Source organism: Kineothrix sp. MB12-C1, from assembly GCF_030863805.1.
Classification (GTDB): Bacteria; Bacillota; Clostridia; order Lachnospirales; family Lachnospiraceae; genus Kineothrix.
Window position 1 is genome coordinate 3,401,269 of sequence record NZ_CP132957.1, and the last position, 25,726, is coordinate 3,426,994.

Annotated in this window: 30 protein-coding genes and 1 pseudogene; 26 read left to right on the forward strand and 5 right to left on the reverse strand. The window is 37.6% G+C overall.

What is annotated here, in order from left to right; all coding sequences use genetic code 11:
- Nucleotides 1-53 precede the first annotated feature (53 nt).
- Entirely contained in the window at nucleotides 54-638 is a 585-nt protein-coding gene (locus RBB56_RS15555) for a DUF1972 domain-containing protein (RefSeq protein WP_306719879.1), read from the forward strand.
- Between the two features lie 45 nt (nucleotides 639-683).
- On the opposite strand, the pseudogene RBB56_RS18530 reads toward RBB56_RS15555, so the two are convergent.
- Both RBB56_RS18530 and RBB56_RS15565 read right to left on the reverse strand, forming a co-directional pair.
- A pseudogene (locus tag RBB56_RS18530) lies at nucleotides 684-1,591 on the reverse strand (IS3 family transposase).
- Entirely contained in the window at nucleotides 1,588-1,929 is a 342-nt protein-coding gene (locus RBB56_RS15565) for a transposase (protein ID WP_236875328.1), read from the reverse strand. Before RBB56_RS15565 ends, RBB56_RS18530 begins: the two are co-directional and overlap by 4 nt.
- Before the next feature lie 146 nt (nucleotides 1,930-2,075).
- On the opposite strand from RBB56_RS15565, the gene RBB56_RS15570 reads away from it, so the two are divergent.
- The 19 genes from RBB56_RS15570 to RBB56_RS15660 all read left to right on the forward strand — a co-directional run bounded on the left by RBB56_RS15570 (nucleotide 2,076) and on the right by RBB56_RS15660 (nucleotide 17,392).
- Nucleotides 2,076-2,642: a hypothetical protein gene (locus RBB56_RS15570; protein ID WP_331525975.1), complete on the forward strand. Its 567-nt coding sequence runs from the start codon at nucleotides 2,076-2,078 to the stop codon at nucleotides 2,640-2,642.
- On the forward strand, nucleotides 2,639-2,773 hold the full coding sequence (locus RBB56_RS15575) for a hypothetical protein (RefSeq protein WP_306719881.1): 135 nt from the start codon (nucleotides 2,639-2,641) through the stop codon (nucleotides 2,771-2,773). The genes RBB56_RS15570 and RBB56_RS15575 overlap by 4 nt, the downstream gene beginning before the upstream one ends.
- Nucleotides 2,774-2,792: 19 nt before the next feature.
- Entirely contained in the window at nucleotides 2,793-3,662 is an 870-nt protein-coding gene (locus RBB56_RS15580; protein WP_306719882.1) for an acyltransferase family protein, read from the forward strand.
- 4 nt (nucleotides 3,663-3,666) lie between these two features.
- Nucleotides 3,667-4,242, forward strand: coding sequence for a dTDP-4-dehydrorhamnose 3,5-epimerase (rfbC, locus tag RBB56_RS15585; RefSeq protein ID WP_306719883.1), 576 nt, complete (start codon nucleotides 3,667-3,669; stop codon nucleotides 4,240-4,242).
- A gap of 4 nt (nucleotides 4,243-4,246) precedes the next feature.
- Entirely contained in the window at nucleotides 4,247-5,500 is a 1,254-nt protein-coding gene (locus RBB56_RS15590; protein WP_306719884.1) for a glycosyltransferase family 4 protein, read from the forward strand.
- Between the two features lie 5 nt (nucleotides 5,501-5,505).
- Entirely contained in the window at nucleotides 5,506-5,970 is a 465-nt protein-coding gene (locus tag RBB56_RS15595; protein ID WP_306719885.1) for an acyltransferase, read from the forward strand.
- An 18-nt stretch (nucleotides 5,971-5,988) separates the two neighbouring features.
- Nucleotides 5,989-6,948, forward strand: a complete 960-nt coding sequence (locus RBB56_RS15600) for a glycosyltransferase family 2 protein (protein ID WP_306719886.1) — start codon at nucleotides 5,989-5,991, stop codon at nucleotides 6,946-6,948.
- A 2-nt stretch (nucleotides 6,949-6,950) separates the two neighbouring features.
- Nucleotides 6,951-7,493 (forward strand): serine acetyltransferase, encoded by a 543-nt coding sequence (locus tag RBB56_RS15605; protein WP_306719887.1) that lies wholly within the window; start codon nucleotides 6,951-6,953, stop codon nucleotides 7,491-7,493.
- Nucleotides 7,494-7,527: 34 nt separating this feature from the next.
- On the forward strand, nucleotides 7,528-8,700 hold the full coding sequence (locus RBB56_RS15610) for an EpsG family protein (protein WP_306719888.1): 1,173 nt from the start codon (nucleotides 7,528-7,530) through the stop codon (nucleotides 8,698-8,700).
- A 1-nt stretch (nucleotide 8,701) separates the two neighbouring features.
- Nucleotides 8,702-9,697 carry a glycosyltransferase family 2 protein gene (locus RBB56_RS15615; protein ID WP_306719889.1) on the forward strand — a complete coding sequence of 332 codons (996 nt, stop codon included), beginning with the start codon at nucleotides 8,702-8,704 and terminating at the stop codon, nucleotides 9,695-9,697.
- Between the two features lie 5 nt (nucleotides 9,698-9,702).
- A complete protein-coding gene (locus RBB56_RS15620; RefSeq protein WP_306719890.1) occupies nucleotides 9,703-10,929 on the forward strand; it encodes a polysaccharide pyruvyl transferase family protein in 1,227 nt (408 codons plus the stop codon).
- Complete coding sequence (locus tag RBB56_RS15625; protein ID WP_306719891.1) at nucleotides 10,929-12,323, forward strand: lipopolysaccharide biosynthesis protein; 1,395 nt, start codon at nucleotides 10,929-10,931, stop codon at nucleotides 12,321-12,323. Before RBB56_RS15620 ends, RBB56_RS15625 begins: the two co-directional genes overlap by 1 nt.
- A 21-nt stretch (nucleotides 12,324-12,344) precedes the next feature.
- Entirely contained in the window at nucleotides 12,345-13,316 is a 972-nt protein-coding gene (locus tag RBB56_RS15630) for a nitroreductase family protein (RefSeq protein ID WP_306719892.1), read from the forward strand.
- A gap of 21 nt (nucleotides 13,317-13,337) precedes the next feature.
- Nucleotides 13,338-14,420 carry an acyltransferase family protein gene (locus RBB56_RS15635; RefSeq protein WP_306719893.1) on the forward strand — a complete coding sequence of 361 codons (1,083 nt, stop codon included), beginning with the start codon at nucleotides 13,338-13,340 and terminating at the stop codon, nucleotides 14,418-14,420.
- Between the two features lie 261 nt (nucleotides 14,421-14,681).
- Complete coding sequence (locus RBB56_RS15640) at nucleotides 14,682-15,527, forward strand: hypothetical protein (protein ID WP_306719894.1); 846 nt, start codon at nucleotides 14,682-14,684, stop codon at nucleotides 15,525-15,527.
- Between the two features lie 2 nt (nucleotides 15,528-15,529).
- A complete protein-coding gene (locus RBB56_RS15645) occupies nucleotides 15,530-15,952 on the forward strand; it encodes a hypothetical protein (RefSeq protein WP_306719895.1) in 423 nt (140 codons plus the stop codon).
- Nucleotides 15,953-15,986: 34 nt separating this feature from the next.
- Nucleotides 15,987-16,307, forward strand: coding sequence for a hypothetical protein (locus tag RBB56_RS15650; RefSeq protein ID WP_306719896.1), 321 nt, complete (start codon nucleotides 15,987-15,989; stop codon nucleotides 16,305-16,307).
- 52 nt (nucleotides 16,308-16,359) lie between these two features.
- A complete protein-coding gene (locus tag RBB56_RS15655) occupies nucleotides 16,360-17,118 on the forward strand; it encodes a hypothetical protein (protein WP_306719898.1) in 759 nt (252 codons plus the stop codon).
- 79 nt (nucleotides 17,119-17,197) lie between these two features.
- Nucleotides 17,198-17,392 (forward strand): hypothetical protein, encoded by a 195-nt coding sequence (locus tag RBB56_RS15660; protein ID WP_306719900.1) that lies wholly within the window; start codon nucleotides 17,198-17,200, stop codon nucleotides 17,390-17,392.
- A gap of 37 nt (nucleotides 17,393-17,429) precedes the next feature.
- On the opposite strand, the gene RBB56_RS15665 is transcribed toward RBB56_RS15660, so the two are convergent.
- Together RBB56_RS15665 and RBB56_RS15670 are read right to left on the reverse strand one after the other, a co-directional pair.
- Entirely contained in the window at nucleotides 17,430-17,984 is a 555-nt protein-coding gene (locus RBB56_RS15665; RefSeq protein ID WP_306719901.1) for an ImmA/IrrE family metallo-endopeptidase, read from the reverse strand.
- A 45-nt stretch (nucleotides 17,985-18,029) separates the two neighbouring features.
- Nucleotides 18,030-18,431, reverse strand: a complete 402-nt coding sequence (locus RBB56_RS15670) for a helix-turn-helix transcriptional regulator (RefSeq protein ID WP_306719902.1) — start codon at nucleotides 18,429-18,431, stop codon at nucleotides 18,030-18,032.
- Between the two features lie 279 nt (nucleotides 18,432-18,710).
- Between RBB56_RS15670 and RBB56_RS15675 the strand changes: the two genes are divergently transcribed.
- The 6 genes from RBB56_RS15675 to RBB56_RS15700 all read left to right on the forward strand — a co-directional run bounded on the left by RBB56_RS15675 (nucleotide 18,711) and on the right by RBB56_RS15700 (nucleotide 22,540).
- The gene (locus tag RBB56_RS15675) at nucleotides 18,711-18,917 is read left to right on the forward strand and encodes a hypothetical protein (RefSeq protein ID WP_306719903.1); all 207 of its coding nucleotides are present in this window, start codon (nucleotides 18,711-18,713) and stop codon (nucleotides 18,915-18,917) included.
- Nucleotides 18,918-19,212: 295 nt separating this feature from the next.
- The gene (locus RBB56_RS15680; protein ID WP_306722186.1) at nucleotides 19,213-20,085 is read left to right on the forward strand and encodes an oligosaccharide flippase family protein; all 873 of its coding nucleotides are present in this window, start codon (nucleotides 19,213-19,215) and stop codon (nucleotides 20,083-20,085) included.
- A gap of 308 nt (nucleotides 20,086-20,393) precedes the next feature.
- Nucleotides 20,394-20,720 carry an ATP-grasp fold amidoligase family protein gene (locus RBB56_RS15685; RefSeq protein ID WP_306719904.1) on the forward strand — a complete coding sequence of 109 codons (327 nt, stop codon included), beginning with the start codon at nucleotides 20,394-20,396 and terminating at the stop codon, nucleotides 20,718-20,720.
- Nucleotides 20,721-21,025: 305 nt separating this feature from the next.
- A complete protein-coding gene (locus tag RBB56_RS15690; RefSeq protein ID WP_306719906.1) occupies nucleotides 21,026-21,268 on the forward strand; it encodes an AbrB/MazE/SpoVT family DNA-binding domain-containing protein in 243 nt (80 codons plus the stop codon).
- A 3-nt stretch (nucleotides 21,269-21,271) separates the two neighbouring features.
- The gene (locus RBB56_RS15695; RefSeq protein WP_306719907.1) at nucleotides 21,272-21,589 is read left to right on the forward strand and encodes a type II toxin-antitoxin system PemK/MazF family toxin; all 318 of its coding nucleotides are present in this window, start codon (nucleotides 21,272-21,274) and stop codon (nucleotides 21,587-21,589) included.
- Between the two features lie 117 nt (nucleotides 21,590-21,706).
- The gene (locus RBB56_RS15700; protein ID WP_306719908.1) at nucleotides 21,707-22,540 is read left to right on the forward strand and encodes an Rpn family recombination-promoting nuclease/putative transposase; all 834 of its coding nucleotides are present in this window, start codon (nucleotides 21,707-21,709) and stop codon (nucleotides 22,538-22,540) included.
- 251 nt (nucleotides 22,541-22,791) lie between these two features.
- On the opposite strand, the gene adhE is transcribed toward RBB56_RS15700, so the two are convergent.
- Nucleotides 22,792-25,413 carry a bifunctional acetaldehyde-CoA/alcohol dehydrogenase gene (gene adhE / locus RBB56_RS15705; RefSeq protein WP_306719909.1) on the reverse strand — a complete coding sequence of 874 codons (2,622 nt, stop codon included), beginning with the start codon at nucleotides 25,411-25,413 and terminating at the stop codon, nucleotides 22,792-22,794.
- Between the last annotated feature and the right edge of the window lie 313 nt (nucleotides 25,414-25,726).

Below are 25,726 nucleotides of genomic sequence, written 5' to 3' on the forward strand. Positions count from 1 at the left end.
AGAGTTGCGGGGAAAGCAAATGAAAGAGAAGACAGAAATTCAGCATATACCTTGTGGGTGCAAAATCATTGGGAGCATATGGTGGCTATGAGACCTTTGTATATAAGCTCACGGAGCATCACCAGAACAAGGAAAACATTAAATATCACGTTGCCTGCAAAGCCAACGGTGACGGCTGCATGGATGAAACCAAATTTAATGGTGTGACAAAAATCAACGATCATGAATTTGAGCTTCACAATGCACACTGCTTTAAAATTGAGGTTCCACAGATTGGTCCCGCTCAAGCGATTTACTATGATGTGGCTGCACTGAAGGCTTGCTGTGAGCATATCAAGAAGAATCACATTCCTCACCCAATTGTTTATATAATGGCTTGCCGCATTGGACCATTTGCAGGTCATTTCTATCAGGAAGTCCATAAACTTGGCGGCACGGTTTACTTGAATCCAGATGGTCATGAATGGATGAGAGCCAAGTGGTCGGCTCCGATTCGTAAATACTGGAAGATTTCTGAGCAGATGATGGTCAAATATTGTGATCTTGCTATCTGCGATTCTGTGAATATCGAAAAGTATATCCACGAGTGTTATAACGGGAAAGGGATCAAGGGCAGAAATCCCAAAACAACATTCTGATATTGTCAATATTGGTTTACACTTTTTTCTCAAGAATGTTCGACCTTATGCTGCCTCCTGCAATGAATCATAGTACTGCTGTCGCTTAACCATCGGAGGTAAGCCACCGTTAGCTGAACAGATTCGCCGGTTATTCCAATAGCCGATGAAGTATCTCCAAATAAGAGTTTTTAACTGTTCTACTGTCATTGAGCTGGTATCGTAACGTCCATAAAGTAATTCCTCTTTGAATCTTGCCCACATACTTTCACATCTGGCATTGTCATGGCATCTGCCACCGGCACTGTTCATGCTTTGAAGAATGCCATATTTGTTGATTGCCTTACGATATAACCCGCTGGTATACTGCGTACCTCTGTCACTGTGAAGAATAGCTCCCCTAAGCATAGGATAGGCTCTATAAGCGTTATCTAAGGTTTGTTCACAAAGGGGAGCTTTCATATTTGTATCCATGGCAAGACCCAATACCGCTAAATCGTAGCAGTCAAAGATGGCTGAAACATACAGTTTTCCATCAGAAGCTTTTATTTCAGTCATATCAGTAATACATTTTTTAGAGGTTTTTCAGCAGTGAAGTCACGTTTTATTAAATCATCTGATTTCCGGGCTTCTTTGTCAGCTTTAGTAATACCATTAGGCTTGCGTTTTGGTTTGTGATTAAGACCAATTTCGTCCATGACACGATAAACAGTTCTCTCGCCGGGAATGTGTATACCCTCCGGCTGTTTGAGTTGTAATGCCTGATACATACGGATTCTTCCATAAGTGTCATTACATTCATCCTCACTACAAATATCAAGCATTGCATCTGCCAATTCCTGATATTTCCATGGAGCATCCTTTGCTTTTAGGTATTTATTGAATGCTTGTCTGGAAACATGAAGCACTCTGCAATAAAAAGAAATTTTGCCCTTAATCTCGCCGTCATCAGTTTTGGTTGCAATAAACATCAGTCTCTGTTTTTTGCTGACTTCCGACGGCTGGCTGCGAAAAAAGCACTGGCTTCTTCGAGAAATTCATTTTCTTCTTTTAAACGACGGATTTCCTTATCCTGCTCTTTAATGCGCTTTTTGAGTTCGATAAGCTCATCGTTAAGAGATAAGGCATTCTTAGGCGTATGAACCGCGTCATTTGCGCTGAGACGACCTTCTTTGAAGGCTTTTATCCAGGTGTACATAGTACCCTTGGGAATCCCTAATTCGTTAGCTGCTTTATGCCCACCAATTTCCTGAGCAAGTTTTACAGCTTGTGCTTTAAATTCATTGTCATAAGATTTTTGATTTTGTGCCATAGGTTGTTTCTCCTGTTCTCGTATTGATTATGATTATATATCAAAGTCCTTGAGAATAGGGTGTCAACTTTTATGATACAACATCATTCATTGCTTATGGTGCAGATTTGACACTCAGCAAGCTGGCTGATGATGACGAAAAGTTGGTGAATTGGTATAAGGAAAAAGGTCTGACAAAAAAAGATTATTACCTTGTTGTTGGCCGCTTTGTGCCGGAGAACTCGTTTGAGGTTATGATTCGTGAGTTCATGAAGAGCGGAAGCAAAAAAGATTTTGCGCTTATCACGTATGTAAACGATAAATTTCTGAATGAATTGGAAGAAAAACTTCATTTCAAAAGCGACAAGAGAATCAAGTTCGTTGGTACAGTGTATGACCAAGAACTCTTGAAAAAGATTCGGGAAAATGCCTACGCATATTTCCATGGTCACACCGTTGGAGGCACAAATCCGTCACTGATTGAGGCTCTTGGTAGCACAGACCTAAACTTACTGGTTGATGTTGGCTTTAACAAAGAAGTTGCAGAGGATTGCGCTTTGTACTGGAGCCGCAAACCGGGTAGCCTTGCAAGATTGATTGATCGAGCAGACAAGATGAGCACCGAAGAAATCGCGGAAATGGGTCGAAGAGCCAAGAAACGTGTTGCTGAAGAGTATACATGGGATAAAATCTGTGGACAGTATGAAGAAGTATTTGTGAGAAAACAACTATGAATGAAGTAAAGAAATATCGGAATATTGATGCACTCAGAACATTTGGATGTTTGGCAATTATTGCGTGGCATGTTGAGGCTAACATGAATTTTAATGGGGGGGGTACTGCAAAAGATAATACCTTCTTTTGACTACTTGGTATATCTCTTTATGATAATTAGCGGATTTGGAATGTGCAATGGATATTATCACAAACTCAAAAATGGAACGTATGATTTGAACACGTTTTATGCGAATAGATATAAACGTACAGTCCCTTTTTTTGCGATATTAATATTCCTGGATTGTGTGATTGAATTCAGCCCAGAAGCATTATATGAAGGGCTAATGGAAGTAACGATGTTGTTTGGCTTTTTACCAAATAACTCGTTAAAAGTAATTGGAGTAGCATGGACGCTTGGAGCTATTTTTGCATTTTATATTATTTTTCCGTTTACTGTGTTTTTACTCTATAGTAGAAGAAGAGCGATAATGTCCTTCGCGGTGTCTATACTGATTACGTTTATGTGTCAAAACTATTTTATGACAAAGAAATTTGTTTCGGATAGCTTTGTTATGAGACATTCATTCTTATATTGTTTGCCTTTTTTCCTTATGGGAGGATTGATATTTTTATATAAAAATGAAATTTCATCAGTGGTAAATAAATTCAAATGGATATGTCTTTTCGTCTTGCTGGCTCTAACCGTAGGCTATTATATTACGCCGAACATATGGGCATCAGTAGATATTGTTGCAATAAAAACTTTAATGCTTTATGCTGGATGGCTATGCATTGCGCTAGGCGATGAAAATATACTATTAAGTAATAGAGTCACAAAACATATCAGTAATATAAGCATGGAAATGTATTTGTCTCATATGGTAGTGTTTAGAATTATTGAGAAGACTGGCGTAGCAGATAAAATTTCCAATTCGTTTTTGAGGTATTTGATAGTATATATAGTACTTGTGATTTTACTAGTGACAGTATTAACACTTTATAAAAAAATAACAAGCGGGTTGTTTAAATTGAGGTGAGAACATGGATGAACATTTGTCGATTGAGAAAACAGATATAGAGGGTTTGTATATTATAAATCCACCGACATATAAACAAAGCGATGATTTTGTTTTTGAGGTGTATAATCGCCGAGAAATGCTGAGAAATGGCCTGAACATGACTTTTGTTCAAGAAAATCAATCGATGAGTGTTAATGGTGTTCTTAGAGGCTTGCACGTTCAAAAGAACTTTCCACAAGGAAAACTGGTTAGAGTCATAAAGGGAACGATATACGACGTTGCCGTTGATACGCGAATTAATTCCTCTACATATGGAAGTTGGTATGGTGTAGAGCTTTCAGCAGAAAATAGAAAACAGTTTTATATACCAGAGGGATTTGCTCATGGATTTTATGTGATCTCTGATGTGGCAGAGGTATGCTTTAAGGTATCAAATTACTGGCATCCCAATGATGAAATAGGCATTCCGTGGAACGACCCGGATTTAAAGATAGATTGGCCTATAGAGAAATTCGGAAATCCAACGATTGCAGAAAAAGATTTGCATTATGATCCGTTTTCGCTGCTAAAAGACAAACTAATCCAAAGAGGAGAATAATGACATGAAAATTTTATTAATACATAAATTCCACTATATGTTAGGTGGCACAGAAACATTTCACTATAATTTGGCAGAGGCATTAACGGCAGCGGGTCATGAAGTTGTTTTTTTCTCTATGTATGATGAAAGAAATATACCGTGCGCTCAAGATAAGTATTTCGTTTCAAATGTAAATTATAATGATCCCAATTTAAGCGTATTTAAAAAGGTTAAAATAGGAATTAAGTTGATTTATTCTTTTGAATCGAAGCATAATATTGAAAAATTGATTCAAGAGGAAAAACCTGATATTGCCCATATCGGATTATTGCATCGCCAAATTACATTTTCGGTGGTTGATGTGTTAAAAAAATACAATATTCCTGTTGTCATGCATCTGCATGAATTGACAGCAGTGTGCCCTTGTTATACAATGCTGCGACAGGATGGAACCATATGTAGTGACTGTGCAACGAAAGGCTATTGGAATTGTGTGAAAAATAAGTGCATGAAGGGATCACTTTCTAAGAGTCTCTTAGCGTATGCAGAAGCGCAATTCCTCAAGCATGGGCACTATTATGATAAGATTGATCTGTACATTGCCGAGTGTGATTTCTACAAAAATTTGGTAGAAAAAGCGCATTTTACCAACTCGCCTATAGTAAAAATGAATAATTTCTTGCCAATAAATCAAGAATACAAAGCTTATTATGAACATGATAATTATATCCTGTATTTTGGAAGATATGCGAGAGAAAAAGGTGTTCTTACGATTTTAAAGGCTTATGCAGAGATGAACTGCGCTGAAAAACTGGTGTTAGTTGGAAAAGGGTCGGAAGAAGAGAAAATAAAAGAATATGTAACAGAACATAACCTGCAAGATAGAGTTCAGGTTAATGGGGCAATCTTTGGCACGGAGATGGATCGAATAATTGAACGTGCAAAGGTAGTTCTTGTTCCGTCGGAGTGGTACGAAAATGGAGCATTTGTTGCATTACAAGCATTAGCAAAGGGGAAAATTGTTGTTGCAAGTAATATTGCGGGATTGGCAGAAATAATTCAAGATGGGGATACAGGCTTTTTGGCAGAAGCAGGAAATCCAGATAGTTTTGCAGCAGCAATTCAGAAGGTGCTGGATATGCCGGATGAACAATACAAAAAAATGAGTGAGCACATTGTTGAATATGCAAAGATGAGATGTGATGCTAAGAAGTATGTAGACAAATTGATTTCAATGTACTCAGAATTGATTTCAGTGAAGAAAGGATACAAATAAGTGCCATGAAGAAAATAATTGCGAAGCTGGGCTGCTTCTTTATACATAATGGATTTGATAAAGCTAAGTTTCTTAAGAAAGCTAGTATATTCGGGAGCTTCGGAGAAAACTGCTTTTGGCATCCTAGAATTCTCCCCAGTGAAGCGGAAAAAGTTTTTATTGGAAATAATGTTGCAGTGGCGACAGATGTGTACTTCTGTACACACGACATTAACCATATTGTACTTAATAATTGTGATTTCCTTAAAATGAGCGGGGGGGGGTACAAGTGGAAAACAGGAGATATTATTATCAAAGATAACGTCTTTATTGGCGCTCATACACAAATTAAATATGGCGTGACAATTGGGCCAAATGCGATAGTGGCGATGGGAAGTGTGGTTGTAAAGGATGTTCCAGAAGGAACAATTGTTGGAGGAAATCCGGCTAGAGTAATCGGTAGCTTTGAAGATTATGCCAATAAAGCTTAAAATTGTGGGAGAAAGTAAATGGATGAATTGATTAGTGTCATTGTACCAATATATAATGTAGAAAAATATCTTGATAACTGCGTGAGCTCAATTCGCAAGCAAACGTATTCAAATTTAGAAATTATTCTTGTCGATGATGGATCACCAGATAAATGCCCCGAAATGTGTGATGCATATGAGAGAAAAGATTCAAGAATTCGTGTAATTCACAAAGATAATGGCGGCTTGTCAGATGCAAGAAACTGCGGAATTAGAGAAGCAAAAGGAACATTAATTACTTGCATCGATAGCGATGATTATATAGCTGATGATTTTATTGAGTATCTGTACAATCTGCTGACAAACGCGAAGGCGGACATATCAATTTGTAATTTTGTTAAAACGCAAAGCCTAAATGAAAATAAAATTGATAGCAGTGATGATAGAATTGAGTTCACATCTGAACAGGCAATCCAGGAGATGCTTTACGCCAGAACGTTCACCACTTCAGCATGGGGAAAATTATATAGAAAGTTTTTGTTTGATAAAGTAGAGTATCCGATTGGAAAGTATTCGGAGGATATGTTTACTACATATCGGTTAATTGAGAAAGCAAACAAAGTGGTATACGGAAATAAAGTATGCTATTATTATGTACATCGACCCAACAGCATATTAACGGGGTTTTTTTCAGATAAACACTTGGATGTTTTTGAAGCACTGCATATAATGATGGATTCAGGAATATTAAAATCCAAGGAAGCAAATAAAGCGTATAAAAGCCAGATGGTTTCATCAATGGCAGAACTAATTGAAAAAAAACCTCCTAAAAATGAAAAAGTGCAAGAACTCTGGGAAGAAACAAAAAAATATCGTTTTGAAGTTTTATGCGATTCAAAAGCATCAAAGAGAGTTAGAGCTCAGGCGTGCCTTATGCTGCTGGGCTATAAGTTTACTGAAAAAATAATTGTGGCTTACTACAAGAACAAGTGGAGATAAAAATGATAACGAACAAGCAAGAACTGAAAGAATGGCTTGAATATGAAAGAGGAGTGTATATTTGTGGTGGAGCATTAACTGAGATTAAGCTGTGGCTCTTGCATGACTCAGAATATTTATTGTGGCATTATGTAAAAATGCTTCGTATGACAGAATATCATTGCAATTCAAATCATCGCTTTAGATATTTTTTATATCAACGAAGAAAAAATATAGAAGGTGCAAAGCTCGGTATATCAATTTTTCATAATACAATTGATAAGGGACTCAGAATTTATCATTATGGAACGATAATTGTAAATTCACATGCAAAAATAGGGAAAGACTGTAAATTGCATGGAAATAATTGCATAGGAAATAAAGGGGAGCACGATCGTTATGAGGCTCCTATACTTGGAGATAATGTGGATATTGGTATCGGAGCAAAGATTATTGGTGGAATAGAAATTGCAAGCAATGTGAAAATTGGCGCAAATGCCGTTGTGGTAAAAAATGAATTAAGAGAGGGCAAAACGCTTGTCGGAATTCCAGCACATATGGTTTGATTTCTGACAAAAAGCAAGGAGGAAATCAATCAAAATGGAATTATATATATTGCTTTATTTGGTAAGTGCAGTGGGCGGATTTTTAGTGATCAACAAGGCGCAGATAAAAGAGCTAGGCAATAGTACTGGAAAGTATGAGTATCATATGCGCGCAGGCAGTCATCTTGGCTACATTGTTTTTTGCGGGATACTTGTTTTCTTATCGTGTAGTCGTTATGGGATAGGAACCGACTATTTCCTATATAAAAAAGGATATGACGGAACAGCAGGTTGGTGGGAAATAGTCGATATGAGAGGTGTGTTCGGCTGGCTTGTAAAAGTTTTTACTGGTTTGAACCTGCCGTACCAAGTTTTCATTGCTTTTTTTTCTGTCGTTTCATTAGGAATAATATTTAAAATTATTTTAAGGTGCAGTTGGAATCCGTGGCTATCAATAACTGCTTTTTTAGGACTAAGTTATTATAGCTTTAGTCTGAGTGGATTTAGACAGTTTTGCGCCATGATGTTACTAGTGCTTGCAATATACATAAATACAGAAAATAAAAAAATTAAGCACTTGAAGTTATCGACAGTTTTGGTTTTAATCATCGCGGCAGCTATACATGAGACATCCGTAGTGGCATCAATTATTATAATAGCAATATTCTATTGGAAGCCTCAGAAAAAAACAATTTATCGATTCAGCATAATCGGAGTAGGCGTGTTTGCGCTTACTAGAATATCATTGACCTATATTAACAAACTGATTGCATTAATTGTTTCGTATTCTGGTTATTATTCAAATTATTTGAATTATACAGGAAGCCAATATTATCGTTTGTATTCGCAAGGAACATCGCTGTATGCAACTGTTTTGCTGATTCCTAGCATGTACTTGGTTTATAAAATAATTGAATCATATAACGCAGGCAAATTTCAACTGACAGATTTTTCTTATATGATGCTCAAGATATATTTCTTCTATGAAATGTTCTTGTGCCTTAATATGAGTTCTGAAATGATTGATCGATTTGCTTTCTATTTTGCCATTTCGGTTGTTTTCATTTACCCAATGTTCACAAAGTATGTTCAGTGGAAATCCGGGAAGAAAGCGGCGATGCAAGTCTTTCTGTTTTTGATTGCCGCGATGCTATATATGTTTACTCGATACCTTGGGACAAATGCCTATGGCATTGTACCCTATAGTTGGATTTTTAGTGGAGTGTAAAATGAGTGAGATAGTTAGTGTTATAATTACAACATATAAAGGCACGAATAAACTGCGAAGAGCGATTTTAAGTGCATTGAAGCAAACTTATGAAAATGTTGAAGTGATTGTTGTAGATGATAATAATCCGGAAACAAAAGATCGCGCAAACACAGAAAAAATCATGTCGGAATTCGAGAATATTAATAATGTTCGTTATATAAAACATGACCACAATAGAAATGGTGCGGTTGCGAGAAATACAGGGATCAAGGCATCAAAAGGCCAATATGTTGCTTTTCTAGACGATGATGATTTCTTTTTGCCGAATCGTATACAAATTTGTGTGGATGCAATAGAGAATACAGAGTATATTGCTTGTTACACGAAATCGGTTCTGATAACAAACGGAAAAATCAAACGTGTTAACGATGTCAAAATCGATCCATCCTATAAGGACGTTTTACTAAATCAGAATTTGCTAGGAACTGGGAGCAATATCTTCGTAAGTAAGAAATGTCTCAGAGCCCTACAGGGATTTGATGAACGGTTCCTAAGGTATCAAGATGTGGAATTTATTCTGAGAGTGCTTGAATATGGAAAAATGAAAGCAGTTGATACAATAACTGTAGTAAAAGATGTCGAAGACATTCGGTTTATGCCAAAGTTTATGCGTCTAAAGGATATGCAACTACTTTTTCAATCAACATTTGGACAGCAAATTGAAGAATTAAACAACGATGAAAAATGGGCATACTACTCTGTGAAATATTACGACTTGCTTTTATCAGCATTTGAATCAAAGCGAGTTGGTAATATTTGTGCGGCCTTTTCTATGTTTCATAAGCATTGTGGTGTGCATATTGGATTTGAAATTAAAATTGTTATTAAGGGAATTATTTTATGCGTTTTTCCAGAATGGTACAAGGATAAATTTGTACAGAAGGATTCTGATGAAGCAATCGTTTTGCCAAGTGACCAAGAACGCATGATAGAGTCTATGTATAAAGAGGAATAGTGGTAATGGAAAATTTTAGAGTGCTTGTTGTAGGGGCTAATTTTAATAATAAGGGAGCCCAATCAATGCTGTTTATAACGACAGATGAGATAAAGAAAAGAAATCCAAAGAGTGAAATTTATTATGCAGGCTGCGAGGTCTTTGATGAAAATAAATACGCCTTTCATGAGGTGTTTTATTCTGAGCCAGCAAAGAGTATTGCATTAGGCAATAATGCAATGATGCTGGAAACAAAATGCTTCATTAAAGACTGCGTTAAGTTTGTTGTTCGAAAGCAAAATAATTTGTTTCGATTCAATGAGATTAAGAACCTGATTAAAGAAATCAATCTTATTATAGATGTCAGTGGATTTAATATTGGAAAAAAGTGGAGTGTAGAGATTCAAGAATCCTATTTGAATAATATTAGATTGGCCCGGAAATATAATATCCCGATTATTATGATGCCTCAATCTTTTGGAAGTTTTGATTATCCAGAAGATAAAAAATTCTTGCTTAAAGAGATTAGCGAATTGCTAAAATATCCTAAAATTATTTTTGCAAGAGAAAGAGAAGGCTATCAAATGCTCACCGAACAGTTCGGGTTAAAGAATGTACAACATTCAACGGACTTGGTATTGCAAAACGATGGTGTGGATGTTTCCAATATTTATAAAAAACCATTAAAGAATATGAGCCTTCCTCATGTGGGAAAAAATTCTGTTGCATTGATTCCTAATACACAGTGCTTTAACCATGGAGACAAAGATAGGAATATACAAATGTATAAGGAAATCATATCTTATCTCCTTAAAGCTGGAAAAACGGTGTACATATTTAGACATTCAAGAGAAGATTTTCCGATTTGCAAATTGGTTGCAGAGCAATTTCAAGGAAATAAGAATGTTGTACTTTTGGACAATGAGTTCTCTTGCCTTGAATATGATGAGTTCGTGAAAAAATTTGATTTCGTTATATGCTCTCGTTTCCATGGAGTGGTTCATGCGTACCGCAATTACATTCCATGTATTCTCCTTGGTTGGGCAATTAAGTATAAGGAACTGGCTGCAAATGTAGGTCAAGAGCAGTTTGCGTTCGATATAACAGAACCAAATTTCAATTCTGATCAGGTTAAAAATGTGATTGATCAGCTTTTAATTAATAAGGATAAGGAATCTGCAATTATTAAAGCACATGTGACTGAGATCAGAAAAAATAATTGCTTTGATCAGATTGCGGGGTATTTGCAGTAATGAATAGAGAAAAAGCTCTTGCAAAAAACACATTCATAATAGCAATCGGAACTTTCTTGCCTAAGTTTTCAAGCATTATTACGCTTCCAATTATTACTGGTGGTCTTACTAAGGCAGAAATGGGTACGTATGACCTTATCAGTACCCTTGTTTCTCTGTTTTTACCGGTTGCAACATTGCAGATCCAGTCGGCTGCATTTCGTTTCTTGATTGATGTCAGAGAAGATGAAAAAGAGACGAAGAAAATTATAACGAACATTATTTCCTTTATTTTACCAACATCGCTTATTGCCCTTACAATTCTTTATTTGTGCTTGGGGAATGTAAGTCCGGTAATCCGTTGGTTGATTTGTCTTTATTTCTTTTCGGATATTTTAATGCTTTCAACGCAGCAAATTGTTCGTGGATTATCTAATAATAAATTATATTCGGCCAGTTCAGTTACAATCTCTTTTTCCAATATGCTTTTGATTGTACTGACTATTTCTGTTGGAAAACAGGGTCTAGTAGGCGTTTTGGCTTCTATTACTATTGCAACAACGATTGGCTTAATCTTACTGTTAGCAAAAGGACACATCTTATCTAGAATTGATTTGTCACTGCTTTCTAAGAAAACTCTATTGGAAATGTTAAGCTATTCGTGGCCGATGATTCCGAATAGTTTGTCCAATTGGGTTCTTAGTTTCTCGGATCGAGCTGTATTAACGGCATTTATGGGACTGGAAGCTAATGCGATATACTCTGTTGCCAATAAGATTCCAGCGCTGTTTACGACTGTGCAGGGAACATTTGTCTTTGCTTGGCAAGAGAATGCATCTTTGGCATCTAAGGATTCAGATGCAGATACTTACTATGCGGAAATGTTTGACAGCATTTTCGGTATTCTTGTTGGAATAATGGCATTGCTTATTGCAGCAACACCAATTCTGTTTTGGCTCCTTATTAGAGGAGACTATAAAGAAGCGTACTATCAGATGCCTATTTTGTTTATGGGTATGCTTTTTTCGTCGATGGCTTCCTTTATAGGTGGAATTTATGTTGCACACAAGAAAACACGAAGTGTGGGAGTCACAACTATTCTCGCAGCGGCTTGCAACCTTGTGATTGATCTGGTCTTTGTTCATAAAATTGGAATTTTTGCGGCATCCATTTCAACATTAGTCAGCTATGTTTTTCTGACAATTTACAGAATGGTTGATGTGCAGAAATTTCAAAAGGTTAAATTCAACACAGGACGTTTTTGCTTGCTGATTGCGCTGCTTGTCTTAATGTGTGCTATTTGCTGGATTGATACGGTGGCGTTGAATGTACTCAATATTATTTTGGGATGTATAATTGCGGTTGTGGTTAACAGGAAAATAATGAAAAGCATCCTTTTGACCTTAAAAAAATGAAAAAGTAAAGAGGGCAGAATGATGAGCATTGTAAAAAAAGCAAAGAATAAAATAAAAAAGTTATTGGGAAAAACGCCAGAAAAAACGCTGTATGAGAATTATTACAACAAATACCAGAGATTTTCTTTTGTTGATGGTTCCTGCACAGATGAAAAGCAATTTGAAGCAAGTATAACGCGCCTCTACCATACCGTAGAAAAAGGTTTGTCTTACCTGAATTATAGACCGGGTTTTGGAAAAGAAAACGTAGAAGCTTTGGTAAGATCATTGGAGCGGTATTCAAAGCAGTACAGCGTGGATAAGTTCTTCTACCAAACAGCTCTCTCAGTTTTAGATGAATATGTAAGAAAAAATGCGGAACATGGCGTTGAAAATAAAGACCTTTCTAAACGTATCTCTGCATTGCCTGGTAAGAAAAATGAAGCTGGTGGAGCAATCAAGTTTGTTCCATTATCATCAGAAGAACTTAGTAAGGCCAATTACAAAGAGCTTGTGGAAACACGGCATAGTATTCGCCATTTCTCTGATAAGCCGGTTGAGTTGGAAAGAGTTGAAAATGCAGTAAAACTTGCGCAGTATACTCCGTCCGCTTGCAATAGGCAGGGATGGAAAACTTATATTGTAAATGACAAGGCCGTATTAAGGGAAGTGTTGAAAAATCAAAATGGAAATCGAGGATTTGGACAGGAATTTGATAAACTTCTTGTTGTTGTCGGAGATTTGAGATGTTTCAATAGAGACAGGGAAGTATTCCAAGTATATATTGACAGCGGTATGTATGCAATGCGTGTACTGGATAGTTTGTACTATGAAAGAATTGCAAGCGTACCGTTGAGTGCATCTTTAACGAAAGAACAGGAAGAAAATGTCAGAGAACTCTTAAAACTTGATCCGGCAGAAGTTCTTATCATGTTTATTGGTATTGGAAACTACCCGGATGAGTGCCAGACAACACGTTCCGAAAGGAAGCCGGCGGAATATACGGTTATATGATTAAAGCTAAAGGATACTTAAATGGAAGCAAGGGCAAAAAGAAATTCAAACATTGAGATTATTAAACTTGTTGCAGTATTTTTGATTATACTGTCTTCTGCGCTTCCCTATGGCGCTACATACCGGGGGGGGGTACACGATACCGTCTATGTGAATTTAAATAATACAGGGTGGTCTATTGACCATATTATTTTTACGCTATTTAGATGGTGTGGTCAAATAGGAGATACATTATTCATTGCAGTGTCGGCGTGGTTCTTATGTGATAGCAAACAGATAAAAGCGAATAAGCCGATTAGGATGATCTTGGATTCATGGATTCTTTCGATTATCGGGTTAATTGCGGCTTTTTGCTGTATGAAGCCACTGTTTTCTGAAATAGTAAAAGCGTTCTTCCCGGTTAGATTCAATCTAAACTGGTTTGTTGGCTGCTATATTATATATTATCTTATACACCCCCTCTTAAATAAAGCGATTGAGGGAATGAATAAGAAAGAAACAAAGAAACTCGTCAAGATTTTATTTTTTGTGTATTCCGTTGCAGGGATTTTAGGACAAGCCTATTACTACACGAATCTGGTTGGCTTCATCTGCATTCATTATTTTGTTTTATATTACAAAAGATATATGAATGCCAAGGCAAATAGGAGCAGAGATATAAGAATCATAGTAGCCGCATTCATTGGAATTATCATTTGGATTTGTGGAATAAATATTTTAAGCACGGTTACTGGGAAATTCTCAGGAATGAACTTGTTTGGATGTACTTTTATGAATCCATTGATAATACTTATGGGAATGGCAATACTGAATCTTGCAGTTACGAGTAGTCCAAGAAACAACAATCAGATTAATGAATTGTCAAAATTTTCGCTACTAATTTATCTTTTTCATGCGAATTACTTTTGGCTTACATACGGAAAGTATGCTTGGATTGAATTCCTGTGCAATAATGGTTTGTCGCTGCTTGCAGCAGTGGGAGTTACCGTTGTGTGCTATATTTTGATTACGCCGTGTTTATCGTGGATATACAGTAAGATGCTTGATAGAGTCCTTAATTTGACCACTGAGCGATTAAATGGACTTATTGAAAGAATCTTATAAGAATTATATGGGGACTTGTTGCGGAGCAACGACGCCTGGTATGGTATGACCTACCATGAGGATGTCGCAGCAGTAAAGGACAGCTTCAAGAAAATGTTAGAAAAAGGTCTGTACAAGGCTGACTTATTCTCTGATCTGTGATATACTGGGGCAAACGGGCCCTGATTCTGGGGCCACGGGAGACTGTGGCTCTTGCTACTCTAATAGTCACACACCTCTACGCGGTGAGCAGCAGGCAACAATCTTATGATTGGCTGAGATGTGAAGAAAGAGCAACATATAAAGGTTGAATTATTGCATTTATGGAAGGGGAAAATTGAGATGTTTGCAACATTCAAAATGAATTTGCCTGAGTTTTCTGGGAGTGTGGCTGAAGACTATTATTCAAAAGGCATACAGATATATAAAAATTACAAAAAGAATATAGAGACATCCTTAGACAAATATCTTTCCCCAAATGGAGAATTAAGAGCAACAGAAATTGAAAAAGATTGGTTTCCGGAGTTTAGAGCGAACATATTCCTGTCACATTCACATAAAGACGAAAGAAAAGCGATTACCCTTGCGGGTTTTTTGAGCGATTTGGGGTTGGCTACATTCATTGATTCATGCGTTTGGGGATATGCTGATAATTTGTTAAAACAAATTGATAATGAATACTGCGTTTCAAAGAGAAAAGATGATGGATCAATTGACTCATACAGTTATGAAAAACGTAATCAATCTACGGCGCATGTTCATATGTTGCTAAATGGTGCCTTAATGAAAATGATGGACAAAACAGAATGTTTGATTTTTCTTGATACACCGAATTCATTAAAAGCAAATGACATTCCAAATGGTACAACTGATTCTGGTTGGATTTATAGTGAATTACTGATGTCAAAATGCCTTCAAAGAAATTCTCCCGTCAGAAAAAGCATGAACTTCGCGTTAAATGAATCATTTGAACATAGTGCTCTTTCGGTAGAGTATGATGCAGATATTTCGCATTTGATTCTCATATCAAAAGAGGATATTATTAATGCTGCAAAAGCGAGCTGTCATGCAGGAGTGGAGGTACTAGATCAACTCTACGTATTGAAAAAAATATATAAAGGAAAATGAGTATGCCAGAAAAGAAAATCAAGCATCTTGAAATGATTGAAGCCATTATTGAACGAATGGCTAAAAATTCATTTCAGTTAAAAGGATGGTCGATGACATTGATTGCCCTTGTTGGAGCGATTTCATCACAAGGGTCTGATAAAAGGTTCATTTTGCTTGCGTTTATTCCGATTTTGGGATTTTGGGCATTAGATTCTTTTTATTTGCAGCAGGAACGAAAATATAAGCAATTGTATAAAAATGTTGCAGAGAAGGATGAGCCTCAAATAGATTTCAATTTGGATACAAGTAAAGCGACTGGAACGACAGAAGAAATGAAACGTCTTTGTATATGTAGTTGTTTTTTCTCAATAACAGAATTGTGCTTTTATCCAATAATTGCTGCGGCACTTATTATTCTAGTGATTGTGCTAAAGGTATTTTAACATTCGAAAGCTAAAGAAAAGAGGTCTACATATTTTGCCCAGAACCAAAGGAAGCAAGAACCGTCCCAAATCTGATATCGTATCTCAGATTGCAGAGAAGCAGACCCTCGTCACAACCCTGACCACCGAAATTGAAACCATCCAAAAAGAAATCAACGACCTAAAAGCCAACCTAAAAACCAAGAAATCCGAACTGAAGTCCGCCGAGAAAGAAGTAGGCAAGCTCGAAGCAAAAAAAGCTAAAGCGGATCAGAAAGCCGCGGAAGAAGCGAAAAAGTCGGAAGCCGAGGCTGTGGTCAAGAAACTGCTGGCCGGTGGCATGAGTGCTGATGAGATTCTTGAGAAGCTGAAGTAATATAAGCAGGGAAAAACAATTCTGAGGGAATGAGCTGTGTGAGGAGAAACGGATGTCAGAAGAAATCCCAAAAGCGAAGCGCGGCCGACCAAGGAAAAAGCCTGACTACGACAGAAATGAACAAATCGATGTCCTGTTGGAGAATGCGGTAGATCTGTTTGGCGAACCGTTTGATGACAGGAAAGAATGTTCAAAAGATGCTCCAAGTATCCGAGATGTGGCGAATGCTATGGATACGACACTGCTAAAGATTCGGAAGATTTTAATCACCACAGGGCATTATAGTACTAACCTCAGCCGGAAAGTACAATCCTTACGGGAACAGGGATGCAGTATCCAGCAGATTATGAAACAGACAGGTCTAAAGAGGGCATCTGTTCATGCGTACTTGCCTTATTCCAGAGGAAGTTACAATCTGTCTGAATCGTCATTGAATGCGGAACGCAAGAGAATTTGCCGAAAAAGGAAAATCGTTTGTGAAAGGCTTTGTCAGAATATAAATTCGACAGACGTAGAAGAACACCTTTGGGATGTAATCGTAGCGTTTGCAGACTATCCGTTTAAGACGGAAACTGGACTGCCCATGAAGTACACAGTGGAAGGTGGAGAAGTATTCTTCAACCGGAAAGAGAAAAGTGTAACGCGGGCAACAGTGATGAGAGCGTTTATGAAAGCACGACAAATTCAGAAGGCAGAGGGCTATGTAAGTGGCCCAAAGAGGCGGGGAACGTTTGGTGCAAGCTATCTGTATCCGATTTTTCTTTGGATTGGCGTGTGCTCAAGCACGCCATCGTCTAAAGGCGAAAATTAAGAGCCGTGTGAACTCCAAAAGTTCACATAGTTATTTTTAGGGGTAAAGGTTAGCTGGAACTAATCAAAGAGCATAATAATTGCCCCATCGTGAAGTGGGGCAGTCGATTAGTCATTATCCTCGGCTCGTATTCGGAGTAGCTCTATTTTCTCGTTTTCCGTTGCTGGCCGGACAGCCGGTCTATCGTTGTGTTCCACCGCCCCGCAGTCCGGGCAGCGGTCGGAAAGGGACTGCTTTCAAAGCGGTAATGGCAGGCATCGCAGAAATAGTATGATATTGACAATGAAATAGTATGATATTGACAATATCATTCATCCGGCGGCAACATCAAACTGAAAATGTGCCGGTAGATTGAACTGCTTGATAAACGCATGGTGCTGGGCGTGATAGTGCCGTAGATCGTATCCCAGATGATGCAGCTCAAGAAGTTTTACCATCACCAGATTGAGGTGAATCCGCTTCGTTGCAGAAATCTGCGCAGCGTCCAGCCCACGCTTCGTCATTTGATAGACTTCATCACTGTCCAGCATCAGGTGGGATGTAAAAGCGTTATGCTCGTATAGAAGGATGTGTTTGTCCTTAATGGTCAGAAACTTGTTTAGGGTATGCAAGTCCATAAGAAGCTGATGCTCAAGATAATGTCCGAGGGCATAACCGCACACCATCTGCTTTGTCTGTTTGTCCAGCTGGCGATTGATAAGAATCAAAGGCTTATCAAAATAGAGCGAAAGTAAACCTAACATATCTTTAATGCGAGAAGTTTCACTGATATCCAGACTGCAACTGCGCGCGATCTCTTTGATGTTGCGAGTTCCGACATTTTGGACAAGTTCATTAGCAACTTGGTGAATAAATGCAGAATCCATAATGTAATCTCCTTCCGGGGATGGCATAGTGAATGGAACAGTGGTTTACAGGTTCATTATTCGTTCCTTTTCTCGTTTTTGTTCTCGGTACTTAAAATAGGCTTTGTGCATTTCATACATGATGCCGTCCATATCCTGCGGGGTCAAATCTCCACTGGCAAATAGCTCAGTAAGCTCAAATGCGAGATGCTGGGCTTCTATTTTGCCCTTTTTTCCGTAGGCTTCGGCGGCACGTTCGATAAATAAAGACTGATCCGGCTGTAAATAGGTCAAAGGTACATGGAATATATCGGCCATCTTTTCGAGCATTTCAACACTGCGAGGGTAGCGACCATCCCGCTCCCACCCGATGATCGTTCTCTTGCTGACTCCGAGGCATTTTGCTAATTCGTCTTGTGTTAGATTGTTCTTTTTGCGCAGATCACGAACTTTTGCTCCAAATTTCATGTTTACAACCTTTCTATGGAGTAGTTATCGTGCGTTACTAATGTGAAACAAGATTTGTAATTATTCATTTTGAAATATGCAACAAACTTTCACAATTCCTACTTGACACAGCGACGCTCTGTGTATATAATAGTGCCATATTCTTTCAACTTTTGGATTATTATACTTGAAAATGAGTAAATATGCAAGTGGAAAAAAGTGAAAAGTGAACGAAAGTTCAAAGGTTGAGGGCAATAGAAACCGAAATAACCGAAACCAACACAAAGGAGGCCGTGAAAGATGAACAATGGAGATCATGAAATCCGCACTCCGAAAGGGCTGCGGATCGGAAATCGTAGTGTCGTAGATGGAAAGAATATGCTTCAGATAAAGCGTGGTGGCTGTGAAGATTATATCTCTGCTGAATCTCTGGTGGAGTACATTCACGGTCTGCCTGTAAAGAGTATTGAATTTGTCACCCCGGAAGATCGCCGGAAAGATGCCTGACGGAAGAAAGGCTTCATCGGACACTGAAAGGAAAGAGATGGAATCTTAGGCGGCACCTGGTTAAAGCAAATATTATATGAAAATTGTGTTAGTACACAATGTATTTTAATAGTTAAGAAGGCTTTCAATAAAATTAGATTTGACAGTTCAGTAAAGAAATATCAAGATTGGGATTTCGCAATTAGAGCATCGTATTCACTGAAGATGGGGTACTTAAAAAGGCCTTTAGTTATTGCTGAAGTACAGGAAAACAGTATTTCCCGAAGGACATCAAGATATACCTCTTAAGAAATACGTGACCATTGTATGTCCTTCCCTATCAGAAGTAAAATTGCATTTGAAGCCACTGCTTATACTGTTTATTCCAACTATTGCGGTAAGTCTTTATAAATATATGGACAAGATTATGATAGGGGCTTTGTTCAATAAAGCAGAATTAGGAATCTATGAGAATGCGGAGAAAGTTATTAACATTCCGCTAACGGTAATTACATCGTTCGGCGTTGTGATGCTTCCTAAAATGTCAAACCTTGCTATTTCGAATAACAAGAATAAAACATTAAGATATATAGATATTTCGATGGAATTTATAATGTATCTTGCATTTGGCCTGGCGTTCGGTCTCGCTGCTTTAGGTGATACATTTGCTCCAGTTTTTTGGGGGGAAGAATTTTCCAGATCAGGTGGGATTATAATGGGATTAGCTTCTACCATCCCTTTTATAGCTTTTGCTAATATTATTAGAACACAATATTTAATACCGAATTTCAGAGACCATGAATTTATAATTTCAATTATTATTGGAGCGGTTATAAATTTAATTGTAAACGGACTTCTTATTCCACAACTTGGAGCAATAGGAGCTATGGTTGGAACCATTGTTGCAGAAGTTACTGTTTGCCTAATTCAATCCATAACTGTGAAAAATCAACTTAATATATTTTCTTATTTTAAATGGTGTTTGATTTATTTGATGATGGGTGGTGTGACCTTTTTACCCGTATTTTGGATTGGGAAAATACTTGGAAACCATGTATTTACAATTTTAATACAAGTTATTATAGGCGCTGTTGTATACATAGATATGGGCATTTTGTTTTTTGTTTTCACAAGAAATCGGATTGTACTAAATTTGTTAAGGAACCTATTTGGTAGAATGAAATTATAGTAAATTTAAATATAAGATGACAAACTATAAATATTCAATAGTTTTGTGATACTTTAATCATTAAAAAGGTAACTTTAATAAACCGCTTGAAAATATCGTATTTCAGATAGGGGTAGAATCTTCTGAAAAGAAAATAGTTAGCTAAACTTTTACTCCGACAAGTTCGCTATATGTGTTATAGTTGCTTGGTGAGATTCGCTTTTCTCTGTTTCTTGGTATAATAGGTGGAAATGTCATATTAGAACGAATCAAAGGGAAGAGATTTACTTGATTACAAGTTTCTATGTTTTGATGGAATACCTCGTTTTGTGTGGGTAGATGTAGATCGTTTTAATAAACATAAGAGAAATGTATACAACATGAACTGGGAATTGCAAAATTGGAATCAGAGAGGTTATGGAAATACTAAATTTACAATAAAGCGTCCTGAAAACTTTGAACAGATGATAGATATTGCTAGAAGATTAGCAGGAGGTTTTTCGCATGTAAGGGTTGATTTATACAATGTTGAAGGAAAAATCTATTTTGGTGAAATGACATTTACAAATGGAAGTGGATTTGAGGAGATTGTACCTGCTTCTGCAGATTTAATGCTTGGACATCTTTGGAAGTTAAATATGACACTGTCAAATTAGAATAGTTATAAGTTTTGCATAAAATGAGGTTGCTATAACGATTTTTTGTTACATACTAGCCCGGTAATGTTTTTCTTTTTTAGAAATTGCCCACTCTTGTAACCCCTTCATCTTACACCACAGTCGTTGATGTGATGTATTTGAGTTATAATTTAAATGACTTTATATGGATAAGGATTATTTGAAGACTAAATATAATAATATATTCTAAGGTAAATTGGAATTGTGTGTACAAAGATCTGTAAATTAATTGATATTTCGCCCCCTTTCGTATATACTATGTATATACGGAAGGAGGCGAAATTATGATAACACAGGTAAAAGCTTGGGGAAATGGGCAAGGTGTGAGATTTTCAAAAGAATTGCTAGATACAATAGGAGTTCGTGTCGATGAGTTTCTTGATGTTCAGATTAAGGATGGAAGTATAATTCTATCTAAGACATTCAAGCATAAGACATTAGAGGAGAGAACTGCAGAATTCCAGGGGAAAATAGGTTCTTATGAAGAATTTTCATGGGGAGAGCTGGAAGGAAGGGAACAATGGTAAAATATGACGACTGAGATTGCACAAGGGGATATTCTTTCAGTTGAAAGAATCAATACTCCGATATTGGTTGTGAGTAAAACATTTTTTAATCGAACAGAGCAGGTTATTGCATGCCCCGTTTTGAGAAGTGCATCTGAAGATCCATTACACATACCGATTATTGCAATGGATATGCAAGGGATTGCTTTATGTGAACAGATGAAATTACTGGATTTACGGATTCGAGGATATAAAAAGTTAACCGAATTGAAAATGGAAGACGTTATGAATATAACAGATGCTATACAGGGTATTTTTGATTATTATCCATTCGGAAAATAATGTGTATATATGGAATAACGTTAATAATAGAGAAGCTATTGTTATTTCTTAATAGTCTGATTATAATGAGTTTATAGGCAAAATGGATGCAACGTCATACATCTCGAAGGAGGATATATGACGAAGAATTTTCAGGAACTAGATTTGAGCAATGCCTTTTTATTTGCAGTGACGATGCAGGATGCGGAGACCTGCCGCATGATATTGGAGATTATTTTACAACAGCCTATTTCTAAGGTTAAGGTTCAGGTAGAACATAGTATTTTATATAGTACAGACTTTCGGAGTGTACGTTTGGATGTGTATGCCAGTGATGAGGTACAAGTGGACTATAACTTAGAGATGCAGAATGAAAAGGAAGACAACCTCGTCAAGAGAAGCCGGTATTATCAGGCGCAGATGGATGTTGCTTCTTTGAAGCCGGGTGAGCGTATTGATGACTTAAAACCCAATTACATTATTTTTATCTGCGCATTCGATCCGTTCAACAAAGGACTTTATCGTTATACCTTTGAGAATCGTTGTAGAGAACGTGACTTTCCGTTGGAGGATGGTGCCATTAAGATTTTCCTTAATACGAAGGGGAAAAATGTGGAGGAGGTTCCAGAGGTATTAAAGAACTTCCTGCAATATCTGGAAAATAGTACGGATAAATGCGCAGCAGATTTGCAGGACCAAACAATCGATCAACTGCATGCTAAGGTTACCGCGATTAAAAGGAATAGAGAATGGGAGGGACGTTATATGACATTTGAAGAGTTACTCCAAAAGAGAGAAAAGACAGGCCGTGAAGAAGGCCGAACAGAGGGATTTGAACAAAAGCAGGAGGAAATGCTGCGATTGATCCGCTGTATGACGGATGATGGAAAGTCAGATCAGATATCCAGACTCGCAAGTGATCCCGCTTTCTTCCAGAAAATGTACGAAAAATATATTACTTTAAAATCTTAAATAATTCTAATTATTCTATGATTGGCTGCATAATTGCAGCCAATATCATTCATTCAAACTTACCCAATTGATTAAATAATGTATGATGTTTTCATTTTGCCTATGCATAAGGAACAAACAGTCTATGTTCTATGAAGGGACTGGGAGAAGAAGGTATACCGTGGCCGCTTGCGAACAAGGAAAAGAAAGCGCATAGTTATGGAAAGCGCTCTCTTTGTTTGTTTTATGCTATTATATAGATAAGGCGTATCTTATTTATCTTTTTCCGGAATATTGCCTTTGCCATAGTATGCCAAGAGGTAAATATCCTCTAATTCAGACACAAGAGGAAGCCTGGGGTTCGCTGTTGTGCATTGGTCACCGAAGGCCAGATCGGCAAGTCCCGGGAGTTTGAAGAGGAAGTCTTTTTCATCGATGCCGTATTCCTTTAAGTTATTAGGAATTTCCAAATGCTTATTGAGATCTTCCACTTCTTTTGCCAGCATTTCTACGGCTTCAGCATTATTTTTCGGATTCCTTCCTAATTTCTTCATCAATTCAAAAATCTTATCACCTACAATATAACTTTCATATTTCGGGAAGGATGTAACCTTAGTGGGACAATCAACACCATTGTATCGTATTACATGGGGCAATAGAATTGCATTTGCACAACCGTGAGGAATATGATATTCGCCGCCCAGTTTATGAGCCAGGGAATGGTTAATTCCGAGGAAAGCATTGGTAAATGCCATACCTGCAATCGTTGAAGCATTATGCATCTTCTCGCGTGCGATAGGACTCTGTGCACCCTTGTCATAAGACTCTTTTAAATACTTGAAGACTAAATCAATTGCATGAATGGCCAGTGCATCGGTATAATCGGATGCTACCACTGAGATATATGCCTCAATTGCATGAGTCAGAACATCCATACCGGTCCAAGCGGTTGATTTCTTGGGAACTGTCATAACAAAATCAGGATCTATAATTGCAATGTCAGGTGTCAATTCGTAATCCGCCAGAGGATATTTCTTATTTTCTTGTTTATCAGAAATAACGGCAAAGGAGGTGACCTCCGAGCCTGTTCCGGAAGTAGTTGGAATTGCTACGAACTGTGCCTTTTTACCCAAGGTAGGGAATTTATAGGTACGCTTACGGATATCCAAAAACTTCAAGGACATATTCTTGAAATCTGCAGTCGGATTTTCATAGAATAACCACATACCCTTAGCTGCATCAATAGCGGAACCTCCGCCCAATGCAATAATTACGTCGGGTTTGAACTTATTCATTTCTTCTACGCCCTTTAGGATAGTTTCAAGGCTCGGGTCAGGCTCAACTTGATCGAAAATCTCACTGTGTACATAATCAGGACGCTTTCTTAATTGATATAATACCTTGCTGACATAGCCTAATTGTGTCATAGATGGGTCAGTTACAATAAATGCCTTTGTGATGTTAGGCATTTTTGATAAATATGCGGTTGAACCGGACTCAAAATAAATCTTACTGGGTACCTTGAACCATTGCATATTATTCCTCCTCTTTGCTACACGCTTATAGTTTACCAGATCGACAGCGGATACGTTATGGGTAGTAGAATTACCGCCGTAAGAGCCGCAGCCTAAGGTAAGAGAGGGCATGTTTGTATTATATAAATCACCGATTGCACCATGCGTGGAAGGTGAGTTTACAAGGATACGGCCGGTTCTCATTCGAGCCGAGAAGGTCTTAATGACATCATCATCATTGGAATGGATGACAGAGGAATGGCCCAGACCGCCAAGCTCAATCATCTTCTCGCAAAGCTGGAGACCCTTCTCCAGATTTTGAGCCTTAAGAACTGCGAGTACGGGGGAAAGCTTCTCTTTGGACAGAGGGTACTGCGGACCAACTCCATCTAACTCCGTACATAAAATCTTGGTGTTTACAGGAATACTAATTCCGGCCAGTGCCGCAATATCGAACGGTGACTTTCCAACGACGGCAGGATTAACAGCACCGGTTTCTTTATTAATTACCACAGGCTCCAGGAGCTTAATCTCTTCTTTGGTTGCGAAGTAGCAGCCATCCTTCTTCATCAGCTCCACAACTTCAGCATATACGGGAGCCTCGATAATTACGGCCTGCTCGGAAGCACAGATCATACCGTGATCAAAGGATTTGGATAATATCAGATCATTTACGGCACGCTTTAAGTTTGAGGTTTTTTCAATAAAGCAGGGAACATTACCGGGTCCTACACCAAGGGCAGGCTTTCCGCAGGAATAGGCCTGCTTAACCATTCCTGATCCGCCGGTAGCCAGAATCATAGATACATCGGGATGATTCATTAGTTCTCGGGTAGCATCGATGGAAGGATATTCAATCCATTGTATACAGTTTTTGGGAGCACCGGCCTTGATAGCTGCCTCATATAAGGTTTTTGCAGCTTCCTTGGAGCATTGCTGGGAACTGGGATGGAAACCAAAAATAATCGGGTTTCTGGTCTTTATACAAGTTAAGCATTTGAACATGGTAGTGGAGGTGGGATTTGTAACAGGAGTAACACCGGCAACGATACCTACTGGCTCAGCCACGATCATGTAATCTTCTTCTTCATTATCTTCAATAATACCAACTGTTTTCTGATATTTGATGGAATGCCATACATATTCTGTTGCAAAAATATTTTTTGTAATCTTATCTTCGTAGATTCCTTTTCCGGTTTCTTCTATTGCCATTTTAGCAAGTACTTGCTGCTTTGCGAGTCCTGCAAGGACCATCTCATGAACTATATTATTAACTGTCTCTTGATCCAGGGATAAAAAGTCATTTAGTGCACCTAGTGCGTTTTTCACTAATTGATCAACATGTTCCTTTGGTGTGGGTTGTTGTAATTTATTAGACATAGATATCCTCCTTTTTAATTGTTAAAAAATTAACATAATGGTTATGTGATGAATATAACAGAAAAAAAAGTATTTGTAAATACATTTGTTAAAAAAATAACAATTAAAATTCTATAAATTTTTTGATTTATAGAATATATAATAACCTTCATCATATAAAAAATTTATGTTAGTCGTTAAAATCTGATTTCAACGGTGTCAGTGATTGTGGCAAAGACAAAGGGAAAATCAGATTAAAAGTGTAAACAATTCTTATTATTCTTACCATTGGCTGCAATTATGCAGCCAATGTCATTCATTCAAACTCACCCAA

Excerpts from the sequence above, each read along its gene's own strand:
- RBB56_RS15565 (WP_236875328.1), bottom strand. The coding sequence starts at position 1,929 with ATGGCACAAAATCAAAAATCTTATGACAATGAATTTAAAGCACAAGCT.
- RBB56_RS15575 (WP_306719881.1), top strand. The coding sequence starts at position 2,639 with ATGAATGAAGTAAAGAAATATCGGAATATTGATGCACTCAGAACATTT.
- RBB56_RS15580 (WP_306719882.1), top strand. The coding sequence starts at position 2,793 with ATGATAATTAGCGGATTTGGAATGTGCAATGGATATTATCACAAACTC.
- rfbC (WP_306719883.1), top strand. The coding sequence starts at position 3,667 with ATGGATGAACATTTGTCGATTGAGAAAACAGATATAGAGGGTTTGTAT.
- RBB56_RS15590 (WP_306719884.1), top strand. The coding sequence starts at position 4,247 with ATGAAAATTTTATTAATACATAAATTCCACTATATGTTAGGTGGCACA.
- RBB56_RS15595 (WP_306719885.1), top strand. The coding sequence starts at position 5,506 with ATGAAGAAAATAATTGCGAAGCTGGGCTGCTTCTTTATACATAATGGA.
- RBB56_RS15600 (WP_306719886.1), top strand. The coding sequence starts at position 5,989 with ATGGATGAATTGATTAGTGTCATTGTACCAATATATAATGTAGAAAAA.
- RBB56_RS15605 (WP_306719887.1), top strand. The coding sequence starts at position 6,951 with ATGATAACGAACAAGCAAGAACTGAAAGAATGGCTTGAATATGAAAGA.
- RBB56_RS15610 (WP_306719888.1), top strand. The coding sequence starts at position 7,528 with ATGGAATTATATATATTGCTTTATTTGGTAAGTGCAGTGGGCGGATTT.
- RBB56_RS15615 (WP_306719889.1), top strand. The coding sequence starts at position 8,702 with ATGAGTGAGATAGTTAGTGTTATAATTACAACATATAAAGGCACGAAT.
- RBB56_RS15620 (WP_306719890.1), top strand. The coding sequence starts at position 9,703 with ATGGAAAATTTTAGAGTGCTTGTTGTAGGGGCTAATTTTAATAATAAG.
- RBB56_RS15625 (WP_306719891.1), top strand. The coding sequence starts at position 10,929 with ATGAATAGAGAAAAAGCTCTTGCAAAAAACACATTCATAATAGCAATC.
- RBB56_RS15630 (WP_306719892.1), top strand. The coding sequence starts at position 12,345 with ATGAGCATTGTAAAAAAAGCAAAGAATAAAATAAAAAAGTTATTGGGA.
- RBB56_RS15635 (WP_306719893.1), top strand. The coding sequence starts at position 13,338 with ATGGAAGCAAGGGCAAAAAGAAATTCAAACATTGAGATTATTAAACTT.
- RBB56_RS15645 (WP_306719895.1), top strand. The coding sequence starts at position 15,530 with ATGCCAGAAAAGAAAATCAAGCATCTTGAAATGATTGAAGCCATTATT.
- RBB56_RS15655 (WP_306719898.1), top strand. The coding sequence starts at position 16,360 with ATGTCAGAAGAAATCCCAAAAGCGAAGCGCGGCCGACCAAGGAAAAAG.
- RBB56_RS15665 (WP_306719901.1), bottom strand. The coding sequence starts at position 17,984 with ATGGATTCTGCATTTATTCACCAAGTTGCTAATGAACTTGTCCAAAAT.
- RBB56_RS15670 (WP_306719902.1), bottom strand. The coding sequence starts at position 18,431 with ATGAAATTTGGAGCAAAAGTTCGTGATCTGCGCAAAAAGAACAATCTA.
- RBB56_RS15675 (WP_306719903.1), top strand. The coding sequence starts at position 18,711 with ATGAACAATGGAGATCATGAAATCCGCACTCCGAAAGGGCTGCGGATC.
- RBB56_RS15690 (WP_306719906.1), top strand. The coding sequence starts at position 21,026 with ATGATAACACAGGTAAAAGCTTGGGGAAATGGGCAAGGTGTGAGATTT.
- RBB56_RS15695 (WP_306719907.1), top strand. The coding sequence starts at position 21,272 with ATGACGACTGAGATTGCACAAGGGGATATTCTTTCAGTTGAAAGAATC.
- RBB56_RS15700 (WP_306719908.1), top strand. The coding sequence starts at position 21,707 with ATGACGAAGAATTTTCAGGAACTAGATTTGAGCAATGCCTTTTTATTT.
- adhE (WP_306719909.1), bottom strand. The coding sequence starts at position 25,413 with ATGTCTAATAAATTACAACAACCCACACCAAAGGAACATGTTGATCAA.